21 protein-coding genes are annotated in these 25,449 nt (G+C 64.2%); 13 read left to right on the top strand and 8 right to left on the bottom strand.

Going from position 1 to position 25,449, the window contains the following annotated elements:
• Positions 1 to 135 precede the first annotated feature (135 nt).
• The 3 genes from IC761_RS02445 (at position 136) to IC761_RS02435 (ending at position 2,018) form a co-directional block, all read left to right on the top strand.
• Positions 136 to 882: an SDR family NAD(P)-dependent oxidoreductase gene (locus IC761_RS02445; RefSeq protein WP_195801722.1), complete on the top strand. Its 747-nt coding sequence runs from the start codon at positions 136 to 138 to the stop codon at positions 880 to 882.
• Positions 883 to 913: 31 nt separating this feature from the next.
• Positions 914 to 1,657: a 3-oxoacyl-ACP reductase family protein gene (locus tag IC761_RS02440; protein WP_195801721.1), complete on the top strand. Its 744-nt coding sequence runs from the start codon at positions 914 to 916 to the stop codon at positions 1,655 to 1,657.
• 97 nt (positions 1,658 to 1,754) lie between these two features.
• The gene (locus tag IC761_RS02435) at positions 1,755 to 2,018 is read left to right on the top strand and encodes a hypothetical protein (protein ID WP_195801720.1); all 264 of its coding nucleotides are present in this window, start codon (positions 1,755 to 1,757) and stop codon (positions 2,016 to 2,018) included.
• A gap of 12 nt (positions 2,019 to 2,030) precedes the next feature.
• Here IC761_RS02435 and IC761_RS02430 read toward each other — a convergent pair whose 3' ends face one another.
• Positions 2,031 to 2,891, bottom strand: a complete 861-nt coding sequence (locus IC761_RS02430; protein WP_195801719.1) for a DMT family transporter — start codon at positions 2,889 to 2,891, stop codon at positions 2,031 to 2,033.
• A gap of 70 nt (positions 2,892 to 2,961) precedes the next feature.
• On the bottom strand, positions 2,962 to 3,627 hold the full coding sequence (locus IC761_RS02425; protein ID WP_438265076.1) for a TetR/AcrR family transcriptional regulator: 666 nt from the start codon (positions 3,625 to 3,627) through the stop codon (positions 2,962 to 2,964).
• Between the two features lie 232 nt (positions 3,628 to 3,859).
• Here IC761_RS02425 and IC761_RS02420 point away from each other — a divergent pair, with 232 nt between their 5' ends.
• Positions 3,860 to 5,143, top strand: coding sequence for an IS701 family transposase (locus IC761_RS02420; protein WP_195800564.1), 1,284 nt, complete (start codon positions 3,860 to 3,862; stop codon positions 5,141 to 5,143).
• 179 nt (positions 5,144 to 5,322) lie between these two features.
• On the opposite strand, the gene IC761_RS02415 is transcribed toward IC761_RS02420, so the two are convergent.
• Entirely contained in the window at positions 5,323 to 7,422 is a 2,100-nt protein-coding gene (locus IC761_RS02415; RefSeq protein WP_195801718.1) for a methyl-accepting chemotaxis protein, read from the bottom strand.
• 588 nt (positions 7,423 to 8,010) lie between these two features.
• Here IC761_RS02415 and IC761_RS02410 point away from each other — a divergent pair.
• The 5 genes from IC761_RS02410 to IC761_RS02390 all read left to right on the top strand — a co-directional run bounded on the left by IC761_RS02410 (position 8,011) and on the right by IC761_RS02390 (position 12,225).
• Complete coding sequence (locus tag IC761_RS02410) at positions 8,011 to 8,202, top strand: hypothetical protein (RefSeq protein WP_195801717.1); 192 nt, start codon at positions 8,011 to 8,013, stop codon at positions 8,200 to 8,202.
• Positions 8,199 to 8,339 (top strand): hypothetical protein, encoded by a 141-nt coding sequence (locus tag IC761_RS02405; RefSeq protein ID WP_195801716.1) that lies wholly within the window; start codon positions 8,199 to 8,201, stop codon positions 8,337 to 8,339. Before IC761_RS02410 ends, IC761_RS02405 begins: the two co-directional genes overlap by 4 nt.
• 119 nt (positions 8,340 to 8,458) lie before the next feature.
• Positions 8,459 to 9,601, top strand: coding sequence for a lactonase family protein (locus tag IC761_RS02400; RefSeq protein WP_195801715.1), 1,143 nt, complete (start codon positions 8,459 to 8,461; stop codon positions 9,599 to 9,601).
• Positions 9,602 to 9,876: 275 nt separating this feature from the next.
• Positions 9,877 to 10,761, top strand: a complete 885-nt coding sequence (locus tag IC761_RS02395; protein WP_195801714.1) for an efflux RND transporter periplasmic adaptor subunit — start codon at positions 9,877 to 9,879, stop codon at positions 10,759 to 10,761.
• 180 nt (positions 10,762 to 10,941) lie between these two features.
• A complete protein-coding gene (locus tag IC761_RS02390) occupies positions 10,942 to 12,225 on the top strand; it encodes an IS701 family transposase (RefSeq protein WP_195800564.1) in 1,284 nt (427 codons plus the stop codon).
• A gap of 165 nt (positions 12,226 to 12,390) precedes the next feature.
• Here the strand turns inward: IC761_RS02390 and IC761_RS02385 are convergent, their stop codons facing one another.
• Positions 12,391 to 13,239 carry a caspase family protein gene (locus IC761_RS02385; protein ID WP_195801713.1) on the bottom strand — a complete coding sequence of 283 codons (849 nt, stop codon included), beginning with the start codon at positions 13,237 to 13,239 and terminating at the stop codon, positions 12,391 to 12,393.
• Positions 13,240 to 13,663: 424 nt separating this feature from the next.
• Between IC761_RS02385 and IC761_RS02380 the strand changes: the two genes are divergently transcribed.
• The 3 genes from IC761_RS02380 to IC761_RS02370 all read left to right on the top strand — a co-directional run bounded on the left by IC761_RS02380 (position 13,664) and on the right by IC761_RS02370 (position 17,578).
• The gene (locus IC761_RS02380; RefSeq protein WP_195801712.1) at positions 13,664 to 15,391 is read left to right on the top strand and encodes a hypothetical protein; all 1,728 of its coding nucleotides are present in this window, start codon (positions 13,664 to 13,666) and stop codon (positions 15,389 to 15,391) included.
• A gap of 167 nt (positions 15,392 to 15,558) precedes the next feature.
• Complete coding sequence (locus IC761_RS02375) at positions 15,559 to 16,284, top strand: thermonuclease family protein (protein ID WP_195804525.1); 726 nt, start codon at positions 15,559 to 15,561, stop codon at positions 16,282 to 16,284.
• A gap of 106 nt (positions 16,285 to 16,390) precedes the next feature.
• Positions 16,391 to 17,578 carry a pyridoxal-phosphate-dependent aminotransferase family protein gene (locus IC761_RS02370; RefSeq protein WP_195801711.1) on the top strand — a complete coding sequence of 396 codons (1,188 nt, stop codon included), beginning with the start codon at positions 16,391 to 16,393 and terminating at the stop codon, positions 17,576 to 17,578.
• Positions 17,579 to 17,737: 159 nt separating this feature from the next.
• On the opposite strand, the gene IC761_RS02365 is transcribed toward IC761_RS02370, so the two are convergent.
• Both IC761_RS02365 and IC761_RS02360 read right to left on the bottom strand, forming a co-directional pair.
• Positions 17,738 to 18,838: a hypothetical protein gene (locus tag IC761_RS02365; RefSeq protein WP_195801710.1), complete on the bottom strand. Its 1,101-nt coding sequence runs from the start codon at positions 18,836 to 18,838 to the stop codon at positions 17,738 to 17,740.
• Positions 18,838 to 20,274, bottom strand: coding sequence for an MBOAT family O-acyltransferase (locus IC761_RS02360; RefSeq protein ID WP_195801709.1), 1,437 nt, complete (start codon positions 20,272 to 20,274; stop codon positions 18,838 to 18,840). Before IC761_RS02360 ends, IC761_RS02365 begins: the two co-directional genes overlap by 1 nt.
• A 151-nt stretch (positions 20,275 to 20,425) precedes the next feature.
• Between IC761_RS02360 and IC761_RS02355 the strand changes: the two genes are divergently transcribed.
• Positions 20,426 to 22,531: a S9 family peptidase gene (locus IC761_RS02355; protein WP_195801708.1), complete on the top strand. Its 2,106-nt coding sequence runs from the start codon at positions 20,426 to 20,428 to the stop codon at positions 22,529 to 22,531.
• A 101-nt stretch (positions 22,532 to 22,632) separates the two neighbouring features.
• On the opposite strand, the gene IC761_RS02350 is transcribed toward IC761_RS02355, so the two are convergent.
• Positions 22,633 to 23,352: a ribonuclease activity regulator RraA gene (locus IC761_RS02350; RefSeq protein WP_195801707.1), complete on the bottom strand. Its 720-nt coding sequence runs from the start codon at positions 23,350 to 23,352 to the stop codon at positions 22,633 to 22,635.
• A gap of 129 nt (positions 23,353 to 23,481) precedes the next feature.
• A complete protein-coding gene (araD, locus tag IC761_RS02345) occupies positions 23,482 to 25,218 on the bottom strand; it encodes an L-arabinonate dehydratase (RefSeq protein ID WP_195801706.1) in 1,737 nt (578 codons plus the stop codon).
• Positions 25,219 to 25,449 lie beyond the last annotated feature (231 nt).

The raw sequence follows: 25,449 nt of genomic DNA, 5'->3' as shown, positions 1-25,449 counted from the left end.
GGTTCACCGCGATTTCAGGACGGCTGCCCGCCGGCGGCCTACGAATGCGTGCGCGCTGATCGCGCACATATGGACCCGGCACGCGTCGCTCAAGACAAGGCCGACGCGCATCACGAATTCATGAAGGAGTGCATCATGGTTGGGTGGGTCGTGCTGATCACCGGGGGACTGACGGGCATTGGTCGCGCCGCCGCGATGGCCTTTGCACGAGAAGGTGCCATCGTGGTCGTCACCGGGCGGCGCGAGGACGCCGGTACGGAGCTCGTCAAGCAACTCCGCACGTTCGGCCCGGACGCCGAATTCATCAAGGCCGACATCCGCAACGAAGATGACGTTCGCGCAATGATCGACAAGACCGTCGCGCGCTTCGGCCGTCTCGACGTCGCGGTCAACAACGCCGGTACCGAGGGAACGCCGGGACCGGTGACCGCGCAGACACCGGAAACCTATGCGGCAACCTTCGACACCAACGTGCTCGGCGTGCTGCTCTGCATGAAGCACGAGCTGCGTGCGATGCAGGCCCAGGGCTTTGGCAATATCGTCAACATCTCGTCGACGATGGGCAGTCGCGGCGCGCCCAACGCCTCGCTCTATGTCGCAAGCAAGCATGCCGTCGAAGGCCTGACTAAATCCGGAGCGCTCGAGGCAGCGGCCTTCGGCGTCCGCGTCAATGCCATCGCGCCCGGGCCGGTCGAGACCGCCATGCTCGATCGCTTCACCGGATCCGAAGATCGTAAAGCGGGGCTGCTCGCAGGAATCCCACTTCGCCGCGCCGGCAAGCCGGAAGAGCTGGCGGAGTCGATCCTGTTCCTGGCCTCGGACAAGGCTTCGTTCATCACCGGCCAGATCGTCAGCGTCAACGGCGGCAGAACCGCCAGCTGATCCCTCTCAACCCAGAGCAAAGGAAAACGACATGTCACAGAAACTGGACGGCAAGACGGCGCTCGTCACCGGCGGCTCCCGCGGAATCGGCGCGGCCATCGCCCGACGATTGGCTGCCGACGGCGCCAAGGTCGCCATCACCTACACCAAAGGCGCGGATGCGGCCGCTAGCCTCGTCAAGGCAATCGAAGGCGCCGGCGGCAAGGCCATCGCGATCCAGGCCGACGCCACCAACCCCAAGGCCGTTCAGGCCGCGGTCGAGAAGACCGTCAGCGCACTCGGCAAGCTCGACGTGCTCGTGAACAATGCCGGCACCGCGATCCCCAAGACGTTCGAGGAGACCACGCTGGAGGAACTCGACCAGGTCATCAACCTCAACATCCGCGGCGTGTTCGTCACCACGCAGGCCGCGCTGAAGCAGATGAACAACAACGGCCGCATCATCTCGATCGGCTCCTGCGTCGGCGAACGCATGATGACCCCGGGACTGGTGCCTTATTCGGCGACGAAGGCCGCCATCCGGATGTTCACGCAAGGGCTTGCGCGCGAGGTCGGCGATCGCGGCATCACGGTGAACAACGTGCAGCCCGGCCCGATCGACACCGACCTCAACCCTGCCTCCGGCGACTGGGCTACCCCGCAAAAAGCCGCGACGGCGCTCAACCGCTACGGCAAGGTCGAGGAGGTGGCCGCCCTGGTCGCTTTCGTCGCGAGCCCCGAGGCGGCCTACATCACGGGCGCGAACCTGACAGTGGATGGCGGCACCAACGCCTGACCGATCGCAGCGTCTGGGAACGGGCGGCGGACCGCTGGCATCAAAGGCTTCCGCCGCCGAACCTTGCATTCGGGCGAGCGTTCCATATCTCATCGGCATGATGAAGCTCTCACTCGTTCAGGACCAGGCGATCCAGGCGCTCGTGGCAGGAGCCGTCGGCGCCGAGGCGTTCGACCGCCTGTTTGCGGGCATCCGTTTCGACAATGTCGACGGCAAGTTGCTCTACGCCTTCGCCAGGGACGAGGAGGTCGCCTCCGATATCGAGGACGGCTACTCGTTCTACATCGCTTCCGTCGCCTCGCGGGTGTTGAAGCGGCAGGTCGACGTCGTCGTCGTGATGCCGAAAGTGCTGCTGCAATAATGCGTACCCGGTTCAGGCTGGTCGAGCGCGTGGCCTGACCTGCGTCATGGCGACGCCGGAGATCGCGAGCATCGCGCCGACAATCAGCTTCGGGGTCACGCGATCGCCGAGGAACAGCACGCTCGACATCAAGGCGAACACCGGAAGCAGCAGGCCGAACGGCGCGACGCGGCCCATCGAGCAGCGGGCGATCAGCCAGAACCAGAGGCCGAACCCGACAATTCCCCCGATGAAGATCGTGTAGGCGAGCGCCAGCCAGCCGCGTTCGTCCGCCGCGATCAGGCTCGCCCGCTGTCCGTATTCGAGCAGCAACGACATCAACAACACTTGCGGCACCGTCAGCAATGACGACCATCCCATCAACATCAGCGGATCGAACGGGCCGTAGCGCTTGGTCAGGACGTTGGACACCGCGAATGCGAAGGCGGCGCCGACCACCAGCAGCAGCGGAAGCGCATTTGCCGACGGGCCCGGCTCCGCCGCCAGCACAACCACGCCGGCGAACGCCAGCACCACGCCGGCGGAGGTGGCGAGCGACGGCCGCTCCGCGAGCAGCGGCCAGGCCAACAGGACGGTGAAGGGCGTCGCGAGTTGAATTGCGATGGCCGACATGCTTCCCGAGCCGAGGCCGAGGCCAACATAGAAGAGCCCGAAGTTCAGTCCACCAAGGAAAAACGAAATGGCTGCGATAGGGCCGAACTGTTGACGTGTGGGCCTTTTGACAAAAGGAACAAGCAACAATGCGATGGCTATGAAGCGCAGAGAAAGGAAGAAGAGAGGCGGAAACTCCATAACGCCCACTTTGATGGCCACGAACTGATAACCCCAGAGCAGGGGGACTGCTACCGCGCAGACGATCTGGATAGCAGACATGGCATCCTTCCTTTCAAGACCGTTCGGTTTAGATATAGACGCGACAACAGCGGGGGTGTTCATGAGTTCTCTACCTGATGAAGCGGTCGAGAAAAGCATCAACGGTGGCTTGCGAGATGATCCGTGTCGGTGCCGTTTTACCGACCACCCGCAGGCCCTCGACGAAACAGACCAGAATGCGGGCGGCACTCGAAGGCTCGACACCATCGGCCAACCTGCCCGTTACCTTCGCACGGGAAAGTGTATCAGCGACCATGGCCTCCATGGTTTTGAAAAAACTCCCGATCCGACGATCAACGTCGGCATCACGGCCAGCCAATTCCATGGCTGTAGCGACCAGCAGGCATCCGCGCCGACCATTGGCACCGCTGTTGCGGTCGACATAGCCGGCAAGGTAAGCCCGCAGGCCGTCGATCGGCTCCCGGTGGGGGGCGAGTTCGACCTCCATCCGCGCCACGGCATCGGCGATGTAACGATCGAGCGCCCGCAGGAACAGCGAGTGCTTGTCGCCGAAAGCGGCATACAGGCTGCCGCGCGAGAGCCGCGTCGCACGAAGCAGGTCCGGGAGCGCGGTCGCGTGATAGCCGCGCGACCAGAACACACCCATCGCGCGTTCGACAGCGGCGTCCACGTCGAAGCTGCGCGGGCGGCCACGGGGCAGCTGCACGGGGGGCTGGTGGCTCATGCTTGAATATAGACCAATTGGTCCAAAAATAGCAAGCGGCCAGAGCCGCATCGATCTTCCCGCGGCACCGTGCGCCAACACCGATTTTCCGGTGCTGATGTCGCGATGATGCAATGATTTCGTAGGGTGGGTTAGAGAAGCGTAACCCACCTCTTCTCTTTCCGCGGTGACAGAAGTGGTGGGTTACGCCTTCGGCTAACCTTACTGAGTCATTCGGTCGCGCCCGCGGGGGCGTAGAATCAAATATTTGAAGAGATTCAATGTTTGGCACACGGGGGGCCAGATGGATCTCAATCAGGGTGAAGGCAGCGAGGCACGGTTTACGGCGTATGTGGCGGGGCTTGGAAGTGTGATCGGTCAGGCCGTGCGGATGAGACCACTGCGTGACTATTGCACCGGCTTGATGCTGCCGGGTGAACGCAAGAGCGTCGAGCCGATGGCGGCGCGCACGGCCCCGGCGCGGACGGCAGCCCAGCACCAATCACTGTTGCATTTTGTCGGTAACGCGACCTGGTCGGACGCGGACGTGCTTGCCAAGGTCCGCGAGATGGCGCTGCCCGCGATCGAGAAGAGCGGGCCGATCGAGGCGTGGATCATCGACGACACGTCATTCCCCAAGCAGGGCAAGCATTCGGTCGGCGTCCACCACCAATATTGCGGTCAGCTCGGCAAGCAGGCCAACTGCCAGGTGGCGGTGTCTCTGTCGATCGCCAACCATGCCGCCAGTCTTCCAGCGACTTATCGGCTGTATTTGCCGGAGACTTGGGCGAAGGATCGCGCGCGCCGGAAGAAGGCGGGCGTTCCGAAGGAGATCAAGTTTAGGACCAAACCAGAGATCGCGCTGGAGCAGATACGTTGGGCTTGCGAGGCCGGCCTGCCGCGCGGTGTCGGATTGATGGACACGGCCTATGGCAATGACTCGCGGCTACGCGCGGGAATGACAGCCTTGGGCGTGCTCTATGTAGCCGGCATTTTGCCTAATACATTGATGTGGCGACCCGGCACTCGCCCACGGCGCAAGGACAAGCCGCTGAACAATACCGGCCGACGCGACGAGCCCGATCTTGTCTCGGCCAAGGAAGTGACGCTTGCTCTGCCGAAGCAGGCCTGGCGTACGGTGACGTGGCGGGAAGGCTCGGCCGACCGGCTGTCCTCGCGCTTTGCACGTGTGCGCGTCCGTGTCGGGTACAACAAACTGATCCCCGAGAAGCTGTCGCCGGAATGGCTGCTGATCGAATGGCCCGAGGGGGAAGCAGAGCCTACCAAATACTGGCTCTCAACGCTGCCGGAGACCATCAGCTTCGAGCGGCTCGTCGATCTCGCCAAGCTTCGCTGGCGCATCGAGCGCGACTATCAAGAACTCAAGCAAGAGGTCGGGCTCAGTCACTACGAGGGACGCGGCTGGCGTGGCTTCCATCACCACGCAACTCTGTGCATCGCAGCCTACGGCTTCCTGATCGCCGAGCAGGCGACGATTCCCCCCTCAGGACCTCGTTCCGCCGCGCCAGTCCCGCTACCTCGCTTACCCGACGATTATCGACCCAGAGGCTCCGCCCACGCGGCCTGAACGCCACATCCCGAACTCGATCGCAACCATGCGCGCCCGGTTGATCCGCGCGCTCATCAAAACCCTGCCGCGATGTCCGTGCTGTGGCACCAGCGCAGCGTCAAATGGACGGCGACGACCATGACGCAGTAAGACTAACCCACCCTACAAATCTTCGGACTAACCCACCTACGGACCTTTTACGCCGCCCTGAGATCGCCGACGAAGCGGTCGACGTCGCGCTTGAGGTCGTCGGACAGACGCGCCAGCATTTTGGCGGAGTCCAGCACTTCGCCGGCGGCAGCGCCGGTCTGGCCGGCGGCTTGCGACACGCCGGAGATGTGCCGCGAGACTTCGTTGGTGCCTTGCGAGGCCTGCTGCACATTGCGCGCGATCTCGCGGGTCGCGGCGCCCTGCTCCTCGACGGCGGCGGCGATCGCAGCCGCAATCTCGTTGACGCGCTGGATGGTGGTGCCGATCGACTGGATCGCGGTCACCGACGATTTGGTCGCGCCCTGGATCGCGGCGACCTGGCCGGTGATCTCCTCGGTCGCCTTCGCGGTCTGGGTGGCGAGGTTCTTCACTTCGGAGGCGACCACCGCAAAGCCGCGTCCGGCCTCGCCGGCGCGCGCGGCCTCGATGGTGGCGTTGAGCGCGAGCAGATTGGTCTGCTCGGCAATGCCCGTGATCAGCGCGACGACGTCGCCGATGCGCTGGGCGGCATCGGCCAGCGCCTGCACTTCGGCATTGGTGCGGTCGGCTTCGCTGGCCGCGGCACCGGCGATGCTGGAGGATTCCGCGACCTGACGGCTGATCTCGGTGATCGAAGCGGAGAGCTCTTCGGTGGCCGCCGCAACCGTCTGCACGTTGGAGGAGGCGTCGCCCGACAGGCTCGCGACCGAGGCCGCCTTGGACGAGCCCTGCTCGGCGGTCGACGACATCGATTGCGCAGTGGCGTTCAATTCGCCCGAGGCCGAGGCCAGCGTGTGCAGCGAGTCCGTGACGGTCTTCTCGAACTCGCCGATCAGCCGCTCGACGGCGAGCTGGCGCCGCTCCTTCTTCGCCTGCTCCGCCGTCTGCTGTTCGGCGAGACGGTCGCCGGCGATCATGTTCTCCTTGAACACGGAGACCGCGCGCGACATTTCCCCGATCTCGTCGCCGCGCTCGATGCCGGCAAGATCGATCGCGTAGTCGCGCTCGGCGAGCGAGCGCATCGCCTGCGTCAGCTTGCGGATCGGCGCGCTGACGCGGCGGCTCACGAGGATGAAGCCGAACAATGTGATGGCGAGCGCCACCAGCATCATGCCGCCGTTGAGCGCCAGGCTCCATTTCGCGGAAACCATCTGCTGACCGGCGCGGGCGACCATTTCGGCGAGCGCGGCCTGGCCGGCCTCGACGTAGAAATTGAGGATGGCGGTGTTGAGCTTGGCAAGCTCCACGCCCTTGATCTCGATCGTCTGGTTGTTGCTCAGTGCCTTGATGAGACCCTGCTGGCGCTCGATCATGGCGACGGCGTCGCCCTGCTTCGAGCGCGCGATCACGTCGGTGAGGCTCGCGGGGGCGTCTGTGCGGCTTGCTGCATCCTGAACCTGGCTCCAGGCCTGCTTGGCACGGCCGGTATCCTCGGCTGCTCCGACAATGTCGGCAGCCGTCCAGGGCTTTGCGGCGGCGCCCGCGGCCTCGAGACGGATCGCGATGAGGCCGCCGAAATTGCGCGCGGCCCAGGCCGACTGCTTGACGCCCAGCAAATGATCGACCACGGGATCGGTGAGCTTCAGCGCATTCTCCAGCTCGATGGTCAGCGCGAGGATGGCGTCGAGATAGTCCTGCGCCGTTTTCCGGAACTCGTCGGCCGCCTTCGTGTCGCGCGCAGCCTTTGGCTGGTGGATCAGGGCTTCGGCCTTGGTTCGCAGCGGCATCAGCGCATCATGGAGCGCAACGAACTTGCCCATGACGCCGGCAAGGCGGGAATCGGACACGCCATCGAGGCGTTCGAGCACGCTCTTGTAGGCCGTTTCCGACAATTGCCGATTGGCCGCGATGCGGTCATCGGCACCGGCATTGGCCGACTCTTCCGCAACCAGCGCCGACAGGAACGTGCCACGCTCGATCCGGAAACCGAGCAGGGCCGTGAAGAGCTGCTGGTCCGTGCCGGCATAGCGCTCGACCTTCTGCGCCGCGCTGTTGCGCTCGACGGCGCCGAAAAGTCCGGTTGCGAGCTGCCCGATCAGGAACAGGCCGAGGATGCCGATGATGGCGCCGAGAACCGAACGAATGGAGGGATTGCCAAACAATGCCATGGGAGCGCCGGATCGCTGAAAAAGATGCAGAAAATTACCGGTCCGCCCCTAAGATTTCGTTCACCACGGCCGTCCATCCGCGAGGCAAGCTCGATTGCACCCGCGAGAGGTGGATATTTCAGGCCGCGTGGAGGCTATTGCGCCTGTCTTGTCACTGTCTCCCCGCCCGGATCTCGGCGAACTCGGCGTCCGGATGGGTGACGATAGTGGTGAACATGATACCGCTGATGATCAGCGACCAGGCGGTGTCCCAATAAATCCAAAACACGTGCCAGCCTCCGTTTTGGTGTCCTCCGCCCGCGAGACCGGGGTAACGGCGGGAGGTGGCTGCCGTTCCCGAACGATCACGTGGCCGGGGGCCGGGCGCTGCGAATGAGCAGGCGAAGCGCAGCACCATTGGTAGTTTGTCAGCGAGACCTTGCAATCGGTTTAACCGGTGTGGCGCTTTGCCACGACGGGGACGTTCGTTCGCAACTGCGTGAGCGCGTCCTCCCCTGTGAACGACTTCATACGACGGTCGCCTTTTGCAGCGCAGAATCCCGTCTGCGCGGTTTAGCGCATCAATTTTCAAACAGACGGATTTTGACCATGGACATTGCAGAACGTGCACATTCGCATGCGCTTTCGCCCCGATCGGCCGTCCGCAATTACGACGGCTGGATCGTTGCAGGTTATCTCGCCTTCGCGGTCATCGCCTGTGTCGCGATCTATTTCGCCGGCGCAGGCCCCGGCATGAGCGACGGCGATCTTGCCGTCATGGCCGGGATGCCGCTGCCATGAGGCGCAAGCGCCTCATCGCCTGGACCATCCTGACCTCCGCCTTGGTTGCGGTCGCGGTATGGACCCTGCTCGGACCGCCCGATCATCCGAGCGGCCCGCGCCTGCCGTCGCGCGATCTCACCGCGGCGGTGCGCTAGCTCGCGACCGATACAATTTCGGTATCGATCGATCCCAATTGGAATTTGGTGCAACGGGCTACCTCCCGCTATCCTCCGCCGCAAAACGACAACGCCGTAACGGCTCGAGGAGGACGCCCATGTTGAGACCAAACCGCCGCATCGCATCCAAAGCGGCTCGCGCTGCGATCGCCACCACGCTGTTCGCTTTCCTTGCTCTTATTTCTGGAGCCCGTGCCGGCATGGCCGAAACCTTCGCCTATGTCGGCAATGCCGACTCCAACGACATCAGCGTGTTCAAGATCGCCGAGAACGGCGAGATGACGCCGGTGCAGACGGCGGCCTTCACCGGCGTCGACAAGCCGGGATCCTCGACCCCGCTCGCGATCACGCCCGACCACCGCGTGCTGATCGCCGGCGTCCGTTCGCAGCCGTTCCTGGCGGTCAGCTTCGCGATCGACCAGAAGACGGGCCTCCTCAGCCATATCGGCAACGGCCCGCTCGCCGACAGCATGGCCAACATCGCAACCGACCGCACCGGCAAGGTGCTGTTCAGCGCCTCCTATGGCGGCAACAAGGTCGCGCTGAATCCGCTTGGCGCAAACGGCGTCGTCGGCGAGCCGAAGCAGGTGATCCCGACCGGGCTCAACGCTCACGCCTTCCTGCCCTCACCCGACAACCGCTTCGTGTTCGCGACCAATCTCGGCTCCGACCAGGTGCTGAGCTTTGCGTTCGATGCCACGGCAGGAACGCTCACGCCGAGCGATCCGCCGGCCCACAAGGTGCCCGAGAAATCAGGGCCGCGGCACTTCGTGTTCCATCCGAATGGCAAGTTCGTCTATCTCATCCACGAGCTCAACGGCGATGTCGCCGCCTTCAGCTATGAAGCCAAGAGCGGCGCTTGGGAGGAGATCCAGCGCACCACCGCGTTGCCGGAGGCGTTCAATGGCAAAGACTCTGGTCAAAAGCCCTGGGCCGCCGACATCCACATCACCCCGGACGGCCGCTTCCTCTACGCCTCCGAACGCACCACCAACACGCTCACCGCCTACAAGGTCGATGCCACCAGCGGCAAGCTATCCACGATCGACAGCGTGCCGACCGAGAAGCAGCCGCGCGGCTTCAACATCGATCCGACCGGCCGCTATCTCGCCGCGGTCGGCGAAATGTCCGACGGCATGAGCGTGTATGCGATCGACCAGAGCAGCGGCGCGCTCAGCAAGCTGAAATCCTACGCCACCGGCAAGAAGCCGAACTGGGTGGAGTTTTTGGCATTGCCGTGAGCCCTCGGTGCCTCCACATCGTCATGACCGGGCTTGTCCCGGCCATCCACGCCTTGCCCTGCGGCACAAAGAACGTGGATGCCCGGGACAAGCCCGGGCAAGACGAGTTTGCTGGACGGCAGCCAACGAACCTCAATGCTGGTTGCGAAGACCAATTCAACAGGGGGCATCGCGCCGCCCGCGTTGCTGCGGCATCATTCTCGGACCGCGAGCCCATGGCCCGCCGCCACCGCTTCTGCTATCGATTGAGCCCTTGCGGCCAACCGGAATAACCGATGCGTCCATTGTCTGCGCGTTCCTTTTCCAGATCCCTGATTGCCCTGGGCGGACTGCTGCTGCTGTCCCAGCCCACGCTTGCCGCCGATGACGACGCGCCCAAGGGGCCCGCGGTCACGGTGCTGAAGGCGGCAAAATCCTGTTTCTCCGACATCGTGGAAGCCAGCGGCACGATCATCGCCCGCGAGGAAACCTCGGTGCGGCCCGAGCGTCCGGGGCTGAAGATCACGGAGGTGCTGGCGGAAGCCGGCGAGACCACCACGGCCGGCCAGGTGCTGGCGCGCCTCGCGCTCCCCGAAGGCGGCACACTCCAGGTCACGGCCCCCGTCGCCGGCGTGATCGCCACCTCGACCGCGCAGATCGGCGGGCTTGCCTCGGCCAGAGGCGAGGCGCTGTTCACGATCGTGGCGCGGAGCGAATACGACCTCGTCGGCATGGTCGCGACCAATGACGTGAGGAAGCTCGCCAACAACCAGACTGCGACTGTGCGCATCCCAGGCGCCGGCGATGTCGAGGGCAAGGTGCGCCGCATCGGACCGACCGTCGAGCCCAACATCCAGCAGGGCATGGTCTATATCGGAATCTCGACGCAACGCCGGCTCTTGATCAATGCGAGCGGGCGCGCGCTGATCAAGACCGGGCAGAGCTGCAACGTCGCGGTGCCGCTCACCGCCGTGCAATATTCATCCGCCGGCACCGTGGTGCAGGTGATCCGCCGCAACCGCGTCGAGACCAAGCGCGTCGAGATCGGGTTGATGTCGGGCGGCAATATCGAGGTCCGCGACGGCCTCAACGAGGGCGACATCGTGGTGGCCCGCGCCGGCGCATTGTTGCGCGAAGGCGATCCGGTGCGCCCGGTGATGGCGACGGAAGCGGCGAAGTAACGGATAACTTCGTAGGGTGGGTTAGCCGAAGGCGTAACCCACCTCTTTGCTTTCCGCGCTGACGAGAGAGAAGTGGCGGATTGCGCCTTCGGCTAACCTTACTGAGTCATTCGGTCGCGCCCGCGGGGGCGTAGAATCAAATATTTGAAGAGATTCAATGTTTGGCACACGGGGGGCCAGATGGATCTCAATCAGGGTGAAGGCAGCGAGGCACGGTTTACGGCGTATGTGGCGGGGCTTGGAAGTGTGATCGGTCAGGCCGTGCGGATGAGACCACTGCGTGACTATTGCACCGGCTTGATGCTGCCGGGTGAACGCAAGAGCGTCGAGCCGATGGCGGCGCGCACGGCCCCGGCGCGGACGGCAGCCCAGCACCAATCACTGTTGCATTTTGTCGGTAACGCGACCTGGTCGGACGCGGACGTGCTTGCCAAGGTCCGCGAGATGGCGCTGCCCGCGATCGAGAAGAGCGGGCCGATCGAGGCGTGGATCATCGACGACACGTCATTCCCCAAGCAGGGCAAGCATTCGGTCGGCGTCCACCACCAATATTGCGGTCAGCTCGGCAAGCAGGCCAACTGCCAGGTGGCGGTGTCTCTGTCGATCGCCAACCATGCCGCCAGTCTTCCAGCGACTTATCGGCTGTATTTGCCGGAGACTTGGGCGAAGGATCGCGCGCGCCGGAAGAAGGCGGGCGTTCCGAAGGAGATCAAGTTTAGGACCAAACCAGAGATCGCGCTGGAGCAGATACGTTGGGCTTGCGAGGCCGGCCTGCCGCGCGGTGTCGGATTGATGGACACGGCCTATGGCAATGACTCGCGGCTACGCGCGGGAATGACAGCCTTGGGCGTGCTCTATGTAGCCGGCATTTTGCCTAATACATTGATGTGGCGACCCGGCACTCGCCCACGGCGCAAGGACAAGCCGCTGAACAATACCGGCCGACGCGACGAGCCCGATCTTGTCTCGGCCAAGGAAGTGACGCTTGCTCTGCCGAAGCAGGCCTGGCGTACGGTGACGTGGCGGGAAGGCTCGGCCGACCGGCTGTCCTCGCGCTTTGCACGTGTGCGCGTCCGTGTCGGGTACAACAAACTGATCCCCGAGAAGCTGTCGCCGGAATGGCTGCTGATCGAATGGCCCGAGGGGGAAGCAGAGCCTACCAAATACTGGCTCTCAACGCTGCCGGAGACCATCAGCTTCGAGCGGCTCGTCGATCTCGCCAAGCTTCGCTGGCGCATCGAGCGCGACTATCAAGAACTCAAGCAAGAGGTCGGGCTCAGTCACTACGAGGGACGCGGCTGGCGTGGCTTCCATCACCACGCAACTCTGTGCATCGCAGCCTACGGCTTCCTGATCGCCGAGCAGGCGACGATTCCCCCCTCAGGACCTCGTTCCGCCGCGCCAGTCCCGCTACCTCGCTTACCCGACGATTATCGACCCAGAGGCTCCGCCCACGCGGCCTGAACGCCACATCCCGAACTCGATCGCAACCATGCGCGCCCGGTTGATCCGCGCGCTCATCAAAACCCTGCCGCGATGTCCGTGCTGTGGCACCAGCGCAGCGTCAAATGGACGGCGACGACCATGACGCAGTAAGACTAATCCACCCTACAAGTGCCGCGAACTAGACTAGCCGCCGGCTTCGTTGAAGTGGACGTCCTCGAGCAGCGAGGATGAGACGGCCGGGACCTGGTCGCCTTCGGAGGCGCGGGAGATGGCGACGCGGGTCTTGTTGAAGACGCTTTCGGCGCTGCCCTGCGCATCGAGATTGTTGAGGAGCTCGCCGACCAGCGTCGAGTGCTCGCCCTTGCCGTCGTCGACGACCTTGCCGGGTGAAGCGGAGGAGAGGATCAACGCATTGTCGGGCGTGCCGATCGGCGCGAGGCCGTGGCTATAGGAGCGGAAGCGGCGCTCAAAAGGATTGCGGCGGGAAGCGTCGACCACGACGAGCTTGGCCTTGGCACCCTGCTCCTTCATCATGTCGAGCACGCCCTCGATGGAGACGCCCTGGCGGCGGACGTCGCTCTCCTTCCAGATCACGGCATCGACCGGCAGCATGTAGCTTTCGCGGCCCGCCTGCACGCCATAGCCGCCGAAGAACAGCATGACGACGCTGTCGCGCTTGATCCGCGCCTTCAGGCGGCTGACGGCGCGGGCCATGTCGTCCTTGCTCGCGTCTTCCACCATGTCGACGTCAAAGCCGCTCTTGCGCAAGCTCGAGGACAGCGCGCGGGCGTCGTTGATCGACTGCGTCAACGGCGCGCTGGCATCGGGATAGTGACCGTTGCCGATGACGAGCGCGAGGCGCGAGGTCTGGCCGACCGAACCCGTGACCTGGTCGGTCGAGACGGCCTTGGCGGCATCGAGCGAACGCATGTTGAGGGCAGCATGGGCGCCGATCGCCAGCGACACCGTGCCGACGAGGGCTGCGGCGACGGCAATCGAGCGTCGGGAGATGTCGAGCTGCCTTACATTCATCTCGGTTCATTCCTGTCAGTGCCAAAGACCAGCCAAGCGCGCGCACACGGGTTGAGTAGCGCGATGGCGGCTTTAGGTTTGAGGGATTGGCCGGGGGAGTGCCCCCGAATTGCGCGCAATTTGCGGCGCCGCACCAAACAAACCCTTAACCGGATATCGCCGCGGCCGCAATAGAACGCCCAAAATTTGAGCTAACTGACTGGAGATATTAGCTAATCTGGCGAATTAACTTTGTGCTTTTGCCGCTCCCCCGTAGTCCTCCGGTGACCGATTATGCGGTCCGCATGCCGGCTTTGTCCGTGACCTGGATCACATTTGTATTTCCCGCGAATCCGGGTAGCTTTTTCAAAGACTTGCAGGGGGGCCTGCGTGCGGGTGGGCGCACGCGCCGGTCCTCGGGCAAGGCCCCGCGACCAGGTATTTCATGAGCTTTCATTATTTCGCAGGTGCCGCGTGCCGGGCGCTGACGGCGCGCAAGGACGGCCCCTCTCTTTATGACGTGTGCGATCCCGTATTGGCGGGGCCGGCCGGCGGCGATCCGCATCTGGCCAAATTCTACAAGACCGCGCTCGGCAATCCCGCGCTGCGGGTGCTGCTCCGCCGCGCCGGTCTGACCGAGCTGCGCGACGCGGCCAAGCTGACCCGGCTGCGCGAGGCGCTGACGCGTGCCCGCGACGATGCCGAGCCCGACTGGGCGGCGGTCGGACAGCCCGTCGCCGATCTTGTCGACACCATCGCACTCGATCATCCCAAGCCGCCGCCGGCGCTGTTCGTCAGCACAATGCCCTCGCTGCCCCAGATCGACGGCGTGATCCGCGACTGCGCGCAGCATTTGCTGGGCTCGTATCGCAGGAACGGTTTCCTGCCGACCTATGCCGCCTTCAACCTGATCGGCGATCCCGATTTTCGCGGGCGCGAGCTGATCATGGCGCTGACGGGGCTCAACGCGCGCGGCTACAAGAATTCGTCGCTGCTGTTCAACCTCGCCCGCGTCTTCATCGCCCGTTCGCCGGCGGCCGCCGTCGTCAATCCGCCCTGGAAAGGCATCGCCGAGCCGATGTGGGAGCCGGTGCAGATCCGCCACCGCTCGGCCTATTACGACGCCTTCTTCATCGAGGCACTCTTGAGCTTCGTCGAGACCGGGCTCGCCTCGCCGGCCGACGCGACGGCGGCGAAGCGCGCCATCGCCGACATGGTCGACTTCTGCGTCAATATCAGCCGCGAGCAAGTCGCGGGCATCGACGGCGCGCGCTTCAACGTCATCACCGCGCTCGCGCCGGCGCCGCATCCGCGCTTCTCGCGCTTCTTCGCCCAGATCAAGCAGGACCTCGGCTTCGGCGTCTATGTGCCGGATTGCGACACCACCGCATGCTCGATCTCGGCGGCGACGCAGGCCGGCTGCACCGATCCGATCCTCGACCAGCCGCTGCTGGATTTCTACGCGGGCTACCAGGTGCATGCGGGCGTCAACGAGCCCCGCGTGACGGTGCCGCTCAACGACAACATCGACTACGAGGGCGGGGTCGCGACCTGGATCGACAATCTCAGGGGCGAGCGGCCCTACGGCAACGATCTCGATCCGACGCTCAATCTCGACATTCTCGAGGTGAGCTTTCGCAATCTCGCGCGCTGGAAGATTCTGGAGACGCCGGCGCGGCTTGCCACCGTGCATCGCATCATCGGCTTCCAGAAGCGGCTGGCCGCCAGCGGCGCCTTTTCCAATCCGCGCTCCCACATCTATTATCTGCCGGAGCTTTACAGCGCCTATTTCGGCCGCTGCTATGCGGCCTTCCTGGCGCTGCCGCTGGCAGCGCAAGCCGCGATCGACCCCGACGGCGATTTCGATTTCATCCGCCATCGCGTGCTCTCCTATGTAAAGGGCGAGCTGATGACGGCCGAGATGAACGTGTTCGACGCGGCCCTCGCACTGATCGCGCTCGGCCATCTCGGCGCCGATCCGCGCGCCTTCGCGCCGGCGCTCAACGTCATCGTTGCAAGCCTGGGTGAAGGCGGCCGCCGCGGCCTGTTCCGCGCCTATGAATGGAACAAGATGAAAACGCCGACACGGATCCTGGTGGGCGGACCGGAGGTGACGTCGGCGTTCGTGCTGATGGGGCTGGCGGTGGCGCGGCGGGCGATGGCGCGGGGGTGAGACGGTTGCCGAACCATGGTGGGCACGCTTCGCTTTGCCGACCCTACGAGACCTCCCACAATGACGGGAAGTTGAAAGCTCAATCCTTAGGCAGGCGCTGGCCGGGCGGCCCAAAGCCGACCACAATTGCGCGGCCCATCAAGATGTTCCCAAATAACCGGACCGGCATGTTGCGAAAATTCCTGATTGCGCTGTCTCTGCTTGCAGTCCCACCGCTGGCACAGGCCGCAGATATCACCGGCACGGCAAAAGTCCGCGACGGCGATTCCGTCCTGATCGGCAACACACGGATCCGGCTCGGCGGCATCGACGCGCCTTCGGCCGACCAGCTCTGCCTCAACAACAAGTCCGAACGCTGGACTTGCGGCGCGGCAGCGCGCGACGAGCTCGCCAAATACAGCGAGGGCAAGAACTGGGTCTGCCATGCCCGCGCGATCGACCGGCGCGGCCGCACTGTGGCGCGCTGTGAGGTCGGCGGCGAGGACATCCAGAAATGGCTGGTGCGCAGCGGCTGGGCACTGTCCTACACCCGCGTTTCGCACGATTACGACGCCGACGAGGCTGCCGCGCGTGAGGCCAAGGCCGGGATGTGGCAGGGCGCCTTCATCGCGCCCTGGGACTGGCGCGTGCGCAACAAGAAGACCGCCATTTTGGGCGCCACCAAGCCGCCGGAGGGAGCGCATTCCGTGCTGCTCGCCTCGGCCTCCGGGCCGGTCGCGCCCTCGCCCGACTGCACCATCAAGGGCAACGTCAACTCATCCGGCGAGTGCATCTACCACCAGCCAACCAGCCGCTGGTACACCCAGATCAAGATGAAGATCAGCAAGGGCACCCGCTGGTTCTGCTCGGTGGAGGAAGCGGAAGCCGCCGGCTGCCGCGAAACCAAGCGATAGGCGCATCTGGCGTGCGTTTTACGTGCTTTTCTTGGCTGTCCACGCCGCGTAAGAGTATGAACCAGCGACCCACCAACCTGTCCTCCAGCAACAAGGACCAACAGCAATGACCGTTCGCGCGGGCCGGGAATTTCTGGCCATCCCCGGGCCCACCACGATGCCCGACGCCGTGCTCCAGGCGATGCATCGTCCGGCGATCGACATCTACTCCAAACAGATGACGGATCTGACCGAGAGCCTGCTTCGCGACATCTCGAAACTGTTTTCGACCAAGGGCAAATCCTACATCTACATCGCCAACGGTCACGGCGCCTGGGAGGCCGCGCTGAGCAACGTGCTGTCGCGCGGCGACAAAGTGCTGGTGCTGGAGAGCGGACGCTTCGCGATCGGCTGGGGCAATGCTGCAAGGCTGATGGGCGCCGAGGTCGAGGTGCTCAAGGGCGACTGGCGCCGCGCGGTGCGGCCGCACGAGGTCGAGGAACGGCTGCGCCGCGACACCGAGCACACCATCAAGGCCGTCGTCGTCGTCCAGATCGATACGGCCTCGGGCGTGCAGAACGACATCGAGGCGATCGGCAGGGCGATCAAGGCGGCCGGCCATCCCGCGCTGTACATGGTCGACACCGTGGCTTCGCTCGCCTGCATGCCGTTCGAGATGGACAAATGGGGCGTCGACGTCGCGATGTCCGGCTCGCAGAAGGGCCTGATGACGCCGCCCGGCCTCGGCTTCGTCTCCGCCAACGAGCGCGCGCTGGAAGCGCACAAGAAGGCCAACATGTCGACGCCCTATTGGAGCTGGAGCGAACGCGAGGGCGCCGAGCATTATCGCAAATATGCCGGCACCGCGCCGGTGCATCTCTTGTTCGCTTTGCGCCAGGCGATCGACCTCCTGCACGAAGAAGGCCTGGAGAATGCGTTCCGCCGCCACGCTTTGCTTGGCGAGGCCACGCGCCGGGCGGTCGGCGCCTGGTCGGAAGGCCAGGTGCTCGGCTTCAACGTCGCCGAACCCCATGAGCGCTCCAACACCGTGACCACGGTGACCATGACCACCGGCCATGACCCGGCGGTGCTGCAACGCTATTGCAAGGAGAAGTGCGGCGTCGTGCTCGGCACCGGCATCGGCGACCTCTCCGGCCAGGCCTTCCGCATCGCCCATATGGGCCATGTCAACGCGCCGATGCTGCTTGGCACGTTGGGCGTGATCGAGATTGGGTTGAATGCGCTGAAGATCCCGCACGGCAAGGGTGGGCTCGAAGCTGCGGTTGCGTATCTCGGCGAGCAGGTGGCGGTGTAAATTCTTCCTTCTCCCCTTGCGGGAGAAGGTGGCGCGAAGCGCCGGATGAGGGGTTCTCTCCGCAAACTCGATTGCGAGATTGACTCGCGGACAGAAACCCCTCACCCGCCTCGCCGCTACGCGGCGAGCCACCCTCTCCCACAAGGGGAGAGGGTAAGATCAGTGCTCGACGCGATACGCCTCGACCTGCGCTTTCAACTCATCCAGCGACGCAGTCGGCGCCTTCGGGTCGACGCGGTATTCTCCGCTTGCCAGCCACTGCAATACCATCGCATCCACCACCGGCGAATGGTGGATGACGTCGCCGTAATTGTTCAGCTCGTGCGTCACCCGCTTGATCGCGCGAAAGTCGTGCAGGCGGACGTTCGGAAGCTGCGTCAGGTGCCGCGCGATGAGCGCCGTGAGATCGGTGGCGAGCGTCAGCGTCTCCGGCGAAGCATCGCGCATCGCGACGAATTGCAGGATCGAATAGGGCGGGAAGTAGACGTCGAAGGTCACGTCCGGATGGCGCGTGATCAGGCCGATGGCGTCCTGCTCGAAATGCCGGACCATGGCGTCATAGCCATAACCTTCGCTGAGGAAGCGGCTGCGCACGGGATCGGTGATGTAGGCGAATGAGGCGCGCGTCCGCTCCGCATTGTAGCCGCGTGCGACGTCGAAATCCCGCGGCAGCGCGTAGATGTCGTCGACGTCGGGCAGCGCGAACTTGACGGGGAGAAACGGCGCCGCCTGCGTCAACGGCTGTCGCACCGGTGGGATCGACCGCAGCAATGCGAACAGGGATTCCTTCGCCATCGCCGCGCTGAACAGATAGGCTGCGATCCCCCTGGCCGTCCCGCGATAGAGATCGACGGACAGATAGGGATCCGTCTCGATGTCGGCCGCATCGACAAAGATAAAATCGTCCATCTCCCAGATCACGCGCCTTGCGCCGCGCTCGATCGCCTGCTCAAGCACGAAGGCCTGCTGGCGCGAATTCGACCCGGTCATGGCCAGCTTAAGCGAATGGACATGAAGCGCGCGGTTTATGTTGCTCTGGCGGAAATGAATCGCGAGCGATGTGCCCATGAAAGCGGTGTCGAACGACTGGCTGCGGATCAGCCCGGCATTCTGCACGCGCGTGTCGTCGGAATAGAAGGCTAATGGCGAGGGGCGAAACAGCTGAAGGGGATCGACGGCATAGGTAAGCGCCGCCGCACCGAGCACGCACGCGATGCTCCCGAGCAGAAGACGCCTCAGCTGTTTGAAATCACTCTGCATCAGAACCTGAAATAGATGAATTCGCTGTGGCTCTGGATGCCGAGAATCCCAAGCGCGAGCACCAGCGATGCGCCGTAGAGAACCAGCGGTCGCAGTCGCCCTGCCCGCAAGTCCTCGCCGACCCGGCGGTTGCCGTGATCGTATCCCATGATCGCTTGCGTGTTCGGCGCCAGCCACACCAGCGCGGCGGAGATGGAGACCAACACCAGCGCCGCGATCTCCTCGCGGCCGAACACGATATTCGAGGGATCAGCCATGGCGCGGAGCACGCGCAGCGCCCATGCGACGCTCTCGGCGCGGAAGAACACCCAGGCGACGACGACGGCGAGGAAGGTCAGCACCGCACCCGCGATGCGGGCCGGGCGTGCAAGGGCCGGCGGGACATTCGGCGCCAGCGCATTGAAAGCATGATTGGCGCAGAGATAGGCGCCATGCAGTGCGCCCCAAACGACAAAAGTCCAGGCTGCGCCGTGCCAGAGCCCACCGAGCAGCATCGTGATCATCAGGTTGACATAGCGCAGCACGCGGCCGTGGCGATTGCCGCCGAGCGGGATGTAGAGATAGTCGCGCAAGAATTGCGACAAGGTCATGTGCCAGCGCCGCCAGAACTCGACGATGCTGGTGGCCTTGTAGGGCGAGTTGAAATTGACCGGCAGAAAGATGCCGAACATCAGCGAGATTCCGATCGCCATGTCCGAATAGCCGGAGAAGTCGAAATAGAGCTGGAACGTGTAGGCGAGCGCACCACACCAGGCCTGGTCGAAGCTCGGCGAGCGCGCATCGAAGGCGAGCGCGACCAACGGCTGGATGCCGTCGGCAAGGCAGGTCTTCTTGAACAGACCGATGGCGAAGATGATGGCACCGCACAGGATCAGATGCGCGTGCGGGTGTTTGGTGTCCTCCCGCTCGAATTGCGGGATCATGTCCTTGTGGTGCAGAATCGGCCCCGCGATCAGATGCGGAAAATAAGTCACGAACAGCGCGTAGTGCGGCAAGGCATAACGCGCGACCTGCCCGCGATACGCATCGACCAGGAACGCGATCTGCGTGAACGTGTAAAAGGAAATCCCGACCGGCAGCAGGATGTGGAGCGTGAGGTGCGTACCAAATAGTGCGTTGACGTTGTCGGCAGCAAACCCTGCATATTTGAAGATGCCGAGCACGAGGAGATCCCCGGCAACGCCAATGACAAGCGCCGTGCGCCTTCGCGATGGCGTTAGCTTCGCCTCGATCAGGAGATAGCCGACGCCATAGTTGAAGCCGATCGAGATCAGCAACAGGGCCACGAACTGCCAGTTGCCGATGGCATAGAAGGCGAGCGAGGCGGCCGCGAGCCAGATCACCGGGGTCAGATTGCTGCGCCGCCCGAGCCAAAAGTAACCGGCCAGCACGGCCGGCAGGAACAGCAGGATGAACGGATAGGAGTTGAACAGCATCAGGCTGGACCGATGGCGGGGATATGGCCCCTAAAGCATACCAGCGGCCCATCAACAACCGGCGACTTGGCGCAGTCCTTGGTGCGGCCACGCTGGCAATTCGTGGAATCGGGACGATATAAGGCGGAACGCGCATCTGAACGAGGATCGAGTGACCCAGGCCAAAACACGTTCCCAGCCCCCCGTCGCCCCGCGCCGGCCGCATTCGTTTACCCGCCACGGCATCACCGTGGCCGACGACTATGCCTGGCTGAAGGACGCGAAATGGCAGGAGGTGCTGCGCGATCCCGCGGTGCTCGATCCCGACATCCGCAAATATCTCGACCAGGAAAACGTCTACACCGACAGCCTGCTCGGCCACACCGCTGGTCTCCAGAAAACGCTGGTCGGCGAGATGCGCGGACGGATCAAGGAGGACGATTCCAGCGTGCCGTCGCCGGACGGGGCCTTCGCCTATTTCCGCAAGTTTCGCGAGGGCGGACAGCATGAGCTGTTCGGCCGGATGCCGCGCGACGGCGGCGACAGCCATATCGTGCTCGACGGCGACGCGCTCGCAAAAGACCACAAATATTTCAAGTTCGGCGCCAGCCGCCATTCCGACGATCACAAGCTCCAGGCCTGGAGCGCCGATACCAAGGGCTCCGAATATTTTACGATCCGCGTCCGCGACTGGGCGACGGGCACGGATCTCGACGATGTCGTCGAGGAGACCGACGGCGGCGTCGTCTGGAGCAAGGATTGCAAGAGCTTCTTCTATGTGAAGCTCGACGACAATCACCGGCCGATGCAGGTGTGGCGGCACAAGCTCGGCACAAAACAGGCCGACGACACGCTCGTCTACGAAGAGCAGGATTCCGGCTGGTTCACCCATCTGCATGAGAGCACCAGCGGACGCTTCTGCGTGATCGCGGGCGGCGATCACGAAACCTCCGAGCAGCGGCTGATCGATCTTGCGAACCCCGAGGCGCCGCCGCGGCTGGTTGCGGCGCGTGAAGAGGGTGTGCAATATTCGCTCGCCGACCGCGGCGACGAGCTCTTCATCCTCACCAATGCCGACGATGCCATCGACTTCAAGATCGTCACCGCGCCACTGGCCTCGCCTGAGCGCGCGAACTGGCGCGACCTGATCCCCTACCGTCCAGGCATCTACGTGATCGACCTCGACCTCTATGCCGGCCATCTGGTGCGGCTGGAGCGCGCCAATGCGCTGCCGTCAATCGTGATCCGCGACCTCGCGACCAAGAAAGAGCACGCGATCGCGTTCGACGAGGCCGCCTATTCGCTGGACACGATGGGCTCCTACGAATTCGAGACGACGAATTTGCGCTTCGCCTATTCGTCGATGACGACGCCGTCGGAAGTCTATGACTACGACATGGCGAAGCGTACGCGCGTGCTTCGCAAGCGCCAGGAGATTCCGTCCGGCCACAACGCGGCCGACTACGTCACCACCCGCATCATGGCGAAGGCGCAAGACGGCGCCGAGGTGCCGGTGTCGATCCTCTATCGCCGCGGCTTGAAGCTCGACGGCGCGGCACCGCTCTTGCTCTACGGCTACGGCTCCTACGGCATGGCGATGCCGGCCTCGTTCAACGCCAACCGCCTGTCGCTGGTCGACCGCGGCTTCGTATACGCCATCGCCCATATCCGCGGCGGCGCCGACAAGGGCTGGGGCTGGTATCTCGACGGCAGGCGGGAGAAGAAGACAAATTCGTTCGACGATTTCGCCGCCAGCGCCCGTGCACTGATCGATGCGAAATACACGAGCCGCAAGCGCATCGTCGGCCATGGCGGCTCGGCCGGCGGCATGCTGATGGGCGCGGTGGCGAACCGCGCCGGCGAGCTGTTCGCCGGCATCGTCGCCGAGGTGCCGTTCGTCGACGTGCTCAACACCATGCTCGACGACACGCTGCCGCTGACGCCGCCCGAATGGCCGGAATGGGGCAACCCGATCGAGAGCGAGAAGGATTTTCGCACCATCCTGTCCTACTCGCCCTACGACAATGTCGCTGCAAAGGACTATCCGGCGATCCTGGCGATGGGCGGGCTCACCGATCCGCGCGTCACCTATTGGGAGCCCGCCAAATGGATCGCCCGCCTGCGCGCGACCATGCGCGGCGGAGGCCCGGTCCTGCTCCGCACCAACATGGGCGCTGGCCATGGCGGCGCCTCGGGGCGGTTCAACCGTCTCGATGAAGTCGCGATCGTGTATGCGTTCGCGCTATGGGCGGCGGGGATGGCGGAGGCCAAGGTGTAACCTGGTAGCCCGGATGGAGCGCAGCGAAATCCGGAGTTCGCGCAGGCGGCAAGACTGTTCCCGGATTGCGCTTCGCTCCATCCGGGCTACGGCCGTTTCAGTCAGCGGCTATTCTTCTTCCGCCACGCCGCGAAGTCCGTCAGCGTCTGCGGATCCGTTGCCGGATAGAGCCCAAAAATGCCGCGGCCCTTGCCGACTTCCTCGGTGACGAAATCCTCGAACGCCGTCATTTCAAAAGTTTCATTGGCGATCTCGTCGGCGAGATGCGCCGGGATGACGATGACGCCGTCGGCATCGCCAAGGATGACGTCGCCGGGAAACACCGGCGCATCGCCGCAGCCGATCGGGACGTTGACCTCGATGGCCTGGTGCAGCGTGAGATTCGTCGGCGCGCTCGGGCGATGGTGATAGGCGGGAATGCCGAGTTTTGCGATCTCGGCAGAATCGCGAAAGCCGCCGTCAGTAACGACGCCGGCGACACCGCGCTTCATCAGCCGCGTGATCAGGATCGCGCCGGCCGAGGCCGCGCGCGCGTCCTTGCGGCTGTCCATCACAAGCACGGCGCCTGCCGGACAATCCTCGACCGCCTTGCGCTGCGGATGCGACCGGTCCTTGAAGACGTCGATGGTGTTGAGGTCCTCGCGCGCCGGCATATAGCGCAGCGTGAAGGCTTCGCCGACCACGGTCGGTTGCGCCGGGTTCAGGGGATATACATCCTGGATCATCTGGATGCGCAGGCCGCGCTTGAACAAGGCGGTGGCAACGGTGGCGGTCGAGACGGTCTTGAGCTTGTCGCGGGTGGCTTCGCTGAGTTTTGACATGTCATGCTCTCTCTTTCGTCATTCCGGGGCGCGCCACTTGGCGCGAGCCCGGAATCCATCGAACGGCACAGATTGCGGCACGATGGATTCCGGGTTCATCGCTTCGCGATGCCCCGGAATGACGGGTTGCTAGTAAATCGACGGCTCGCCGATCGGCGCGCCGAAATCGGTCTCCAGGAAGTCGAAGTCGCAGCCGTCATTGGCCTGCTTGATGTGCTTGGTGAACATCCAGCCATAGCCGCGCTCGAAACGGCGCTCGGGCTGCTTCCAGGCGGCGCGGCGTTTTGCGAGCTCAGCCTCCGGCACATCCAGGTTGATGGTGCGGGCAGCGACGTCGAGGGTGATGCGATCGCCGTTCTGCACCAGCGCCAGCGGGCCGCCGATGTAGGATTCCGGCGAAACGTGCAGGATGCAGGCGCCATAACTCGTGCCGCTCATGCGCGCGTCCGAGATCCGCACCATGTCGCGCACGCCCTGCTTCACGAGCTTTGTCGGGATCGGCAGCATGCCCCATTCCGGCATGCCCGGGCCACCTTGCGGGCCCGCATTGCGCAGGATCAGGATGTGACCCTCGGTAACGTCCAAATTGGGATCGTCGACCGCCGTCTTCATCGACGGGTAGTCGTCGAACACTAATGCCGGCCCGGTGTGCTTGAGGAAGCGCGGCGCGCAGGCGCTTGGCTTGATGACGCAGCCGTCGGGCGCGAGATTGCCCTTGAGCACGGCGAGCGCGCCCTCCTTGTAGATGGGGTTGTCGACCGAACGGATCACGTCGTCATTGTGCACTTCGGCATGGGCGATGTTCTCGCCCAGCATCTTGCCGGTGACGGTGATGCAGTCGAGATGCAGATGCGGCTTGATCTGACCCATCAGCGCCGGCAGGCCGCCGGCGTAGAAGAAGTCCTCCATCAGATAGGCATCGCCGCTTGGACGCACGTTGGCGATCACCGGCACATTGCGGCTCGCCTTCTCGAAATCGTCGAGGCCGATATCCTGGCCGGCGCGGCGGGCCTGCGCGATCAGATGGATGATCGCGTTGGTGGAGCAGCCCATCGCCATGGCGACCGCGATTGCGTTTTCGAAGGCCTTGCGGGTCTGGATGGTCTTCGGCGTCAGATCTTCCCAGACCATCTCGACGATGCGGCGGCCGCATTCCGAGGCCATGCGGATGTGGTTGGCGTCGGCGGCGGGAATCGAGGAGGCGCCCGGCAGCGTCATGCCGATCGCTTCCGCGATCGCGGTCATGGTCGAGGCCGTGCCCATGGTCATGCAGGTGCCGTAGCTGCGGGCAATGCCGGCCTCGATGTCGAGCCAGTCCTTGTCGGAAAGTGTTCCGGCGCGCCGCTCGTCCCAATATTTCCAGCCGTCGGAGCCGGAGCCCAGCGTCTTGCCCTTCCAGTTGCCGCGCAGCATCGGACCCGCCGGCAGATAGATCGCGGGAATGTTCATCGAGGTCGCGCCCAGAAGCAGCGCCGGCGTGGTCTTGTCGCAGCCGCCCATCAGCACCACGCCGTCAACGGGATGGCTGCGCAACAATTCCTCCGCGTCCATAGCAAGGAGATTGCGATAGAGCATTGTGGTCGGCTTGAGCAGCGATTCCGACAGCGACAGCGCCGGCAACTCGACCGGCAGGCCGCCGGCCATCAGGATGCCGCGCTTGACGTCGTCGACACGCGACTTGAAGTGCATGTGGCAGGGCTGCGCCTCCGACCAGGTGTTGATGATCGCGATGCACGGCCGATCCTTCCACTCCTCCGGCGCGTAGCCCATCTGCATGGCGCGGGAGCGGTGGCCGAACGAGCGGAGATCGTCGGGCGCGAACCAGCGCGCGCTGCGGAGCTGGTCGGGCGTAATCTTCCTGGTCATGATCCTTGTCCGTCAGGGAATTCGCCCTGCTCTTCTCACGGGCGTCCACCCCCTGCAAGACGCCGGGCGAGCAGGACGCGAACCCCAGGTATGCACGTAGGCGTGCATACACTAAGATGCAGCGCAATATCGAGCCAGGCTGATCCGGAGGTGTCCCGAAGTGCTTGCAGGCTGAGCGGAATCCGCGCAACAATTTCGCATTTGAAGCTTTGATTTGTGGTCGCGGGGAAC

The sequence above is a fragment of the Bradyrhizobium commune genome (assembly GCF_015624505.1).
GTDB lineage: Bacteria > Pseudomonadota > Alphaproteobacteria > Rhizobiales > Xanthobacteraceae > Bradyrhizobium > Bradyrhizobium commune.
The sequence above is the reverse complement of the archived record's forward strand: the minus strand, read 5'-3'. Positions and strand labels throughout refer to the sequence as shown.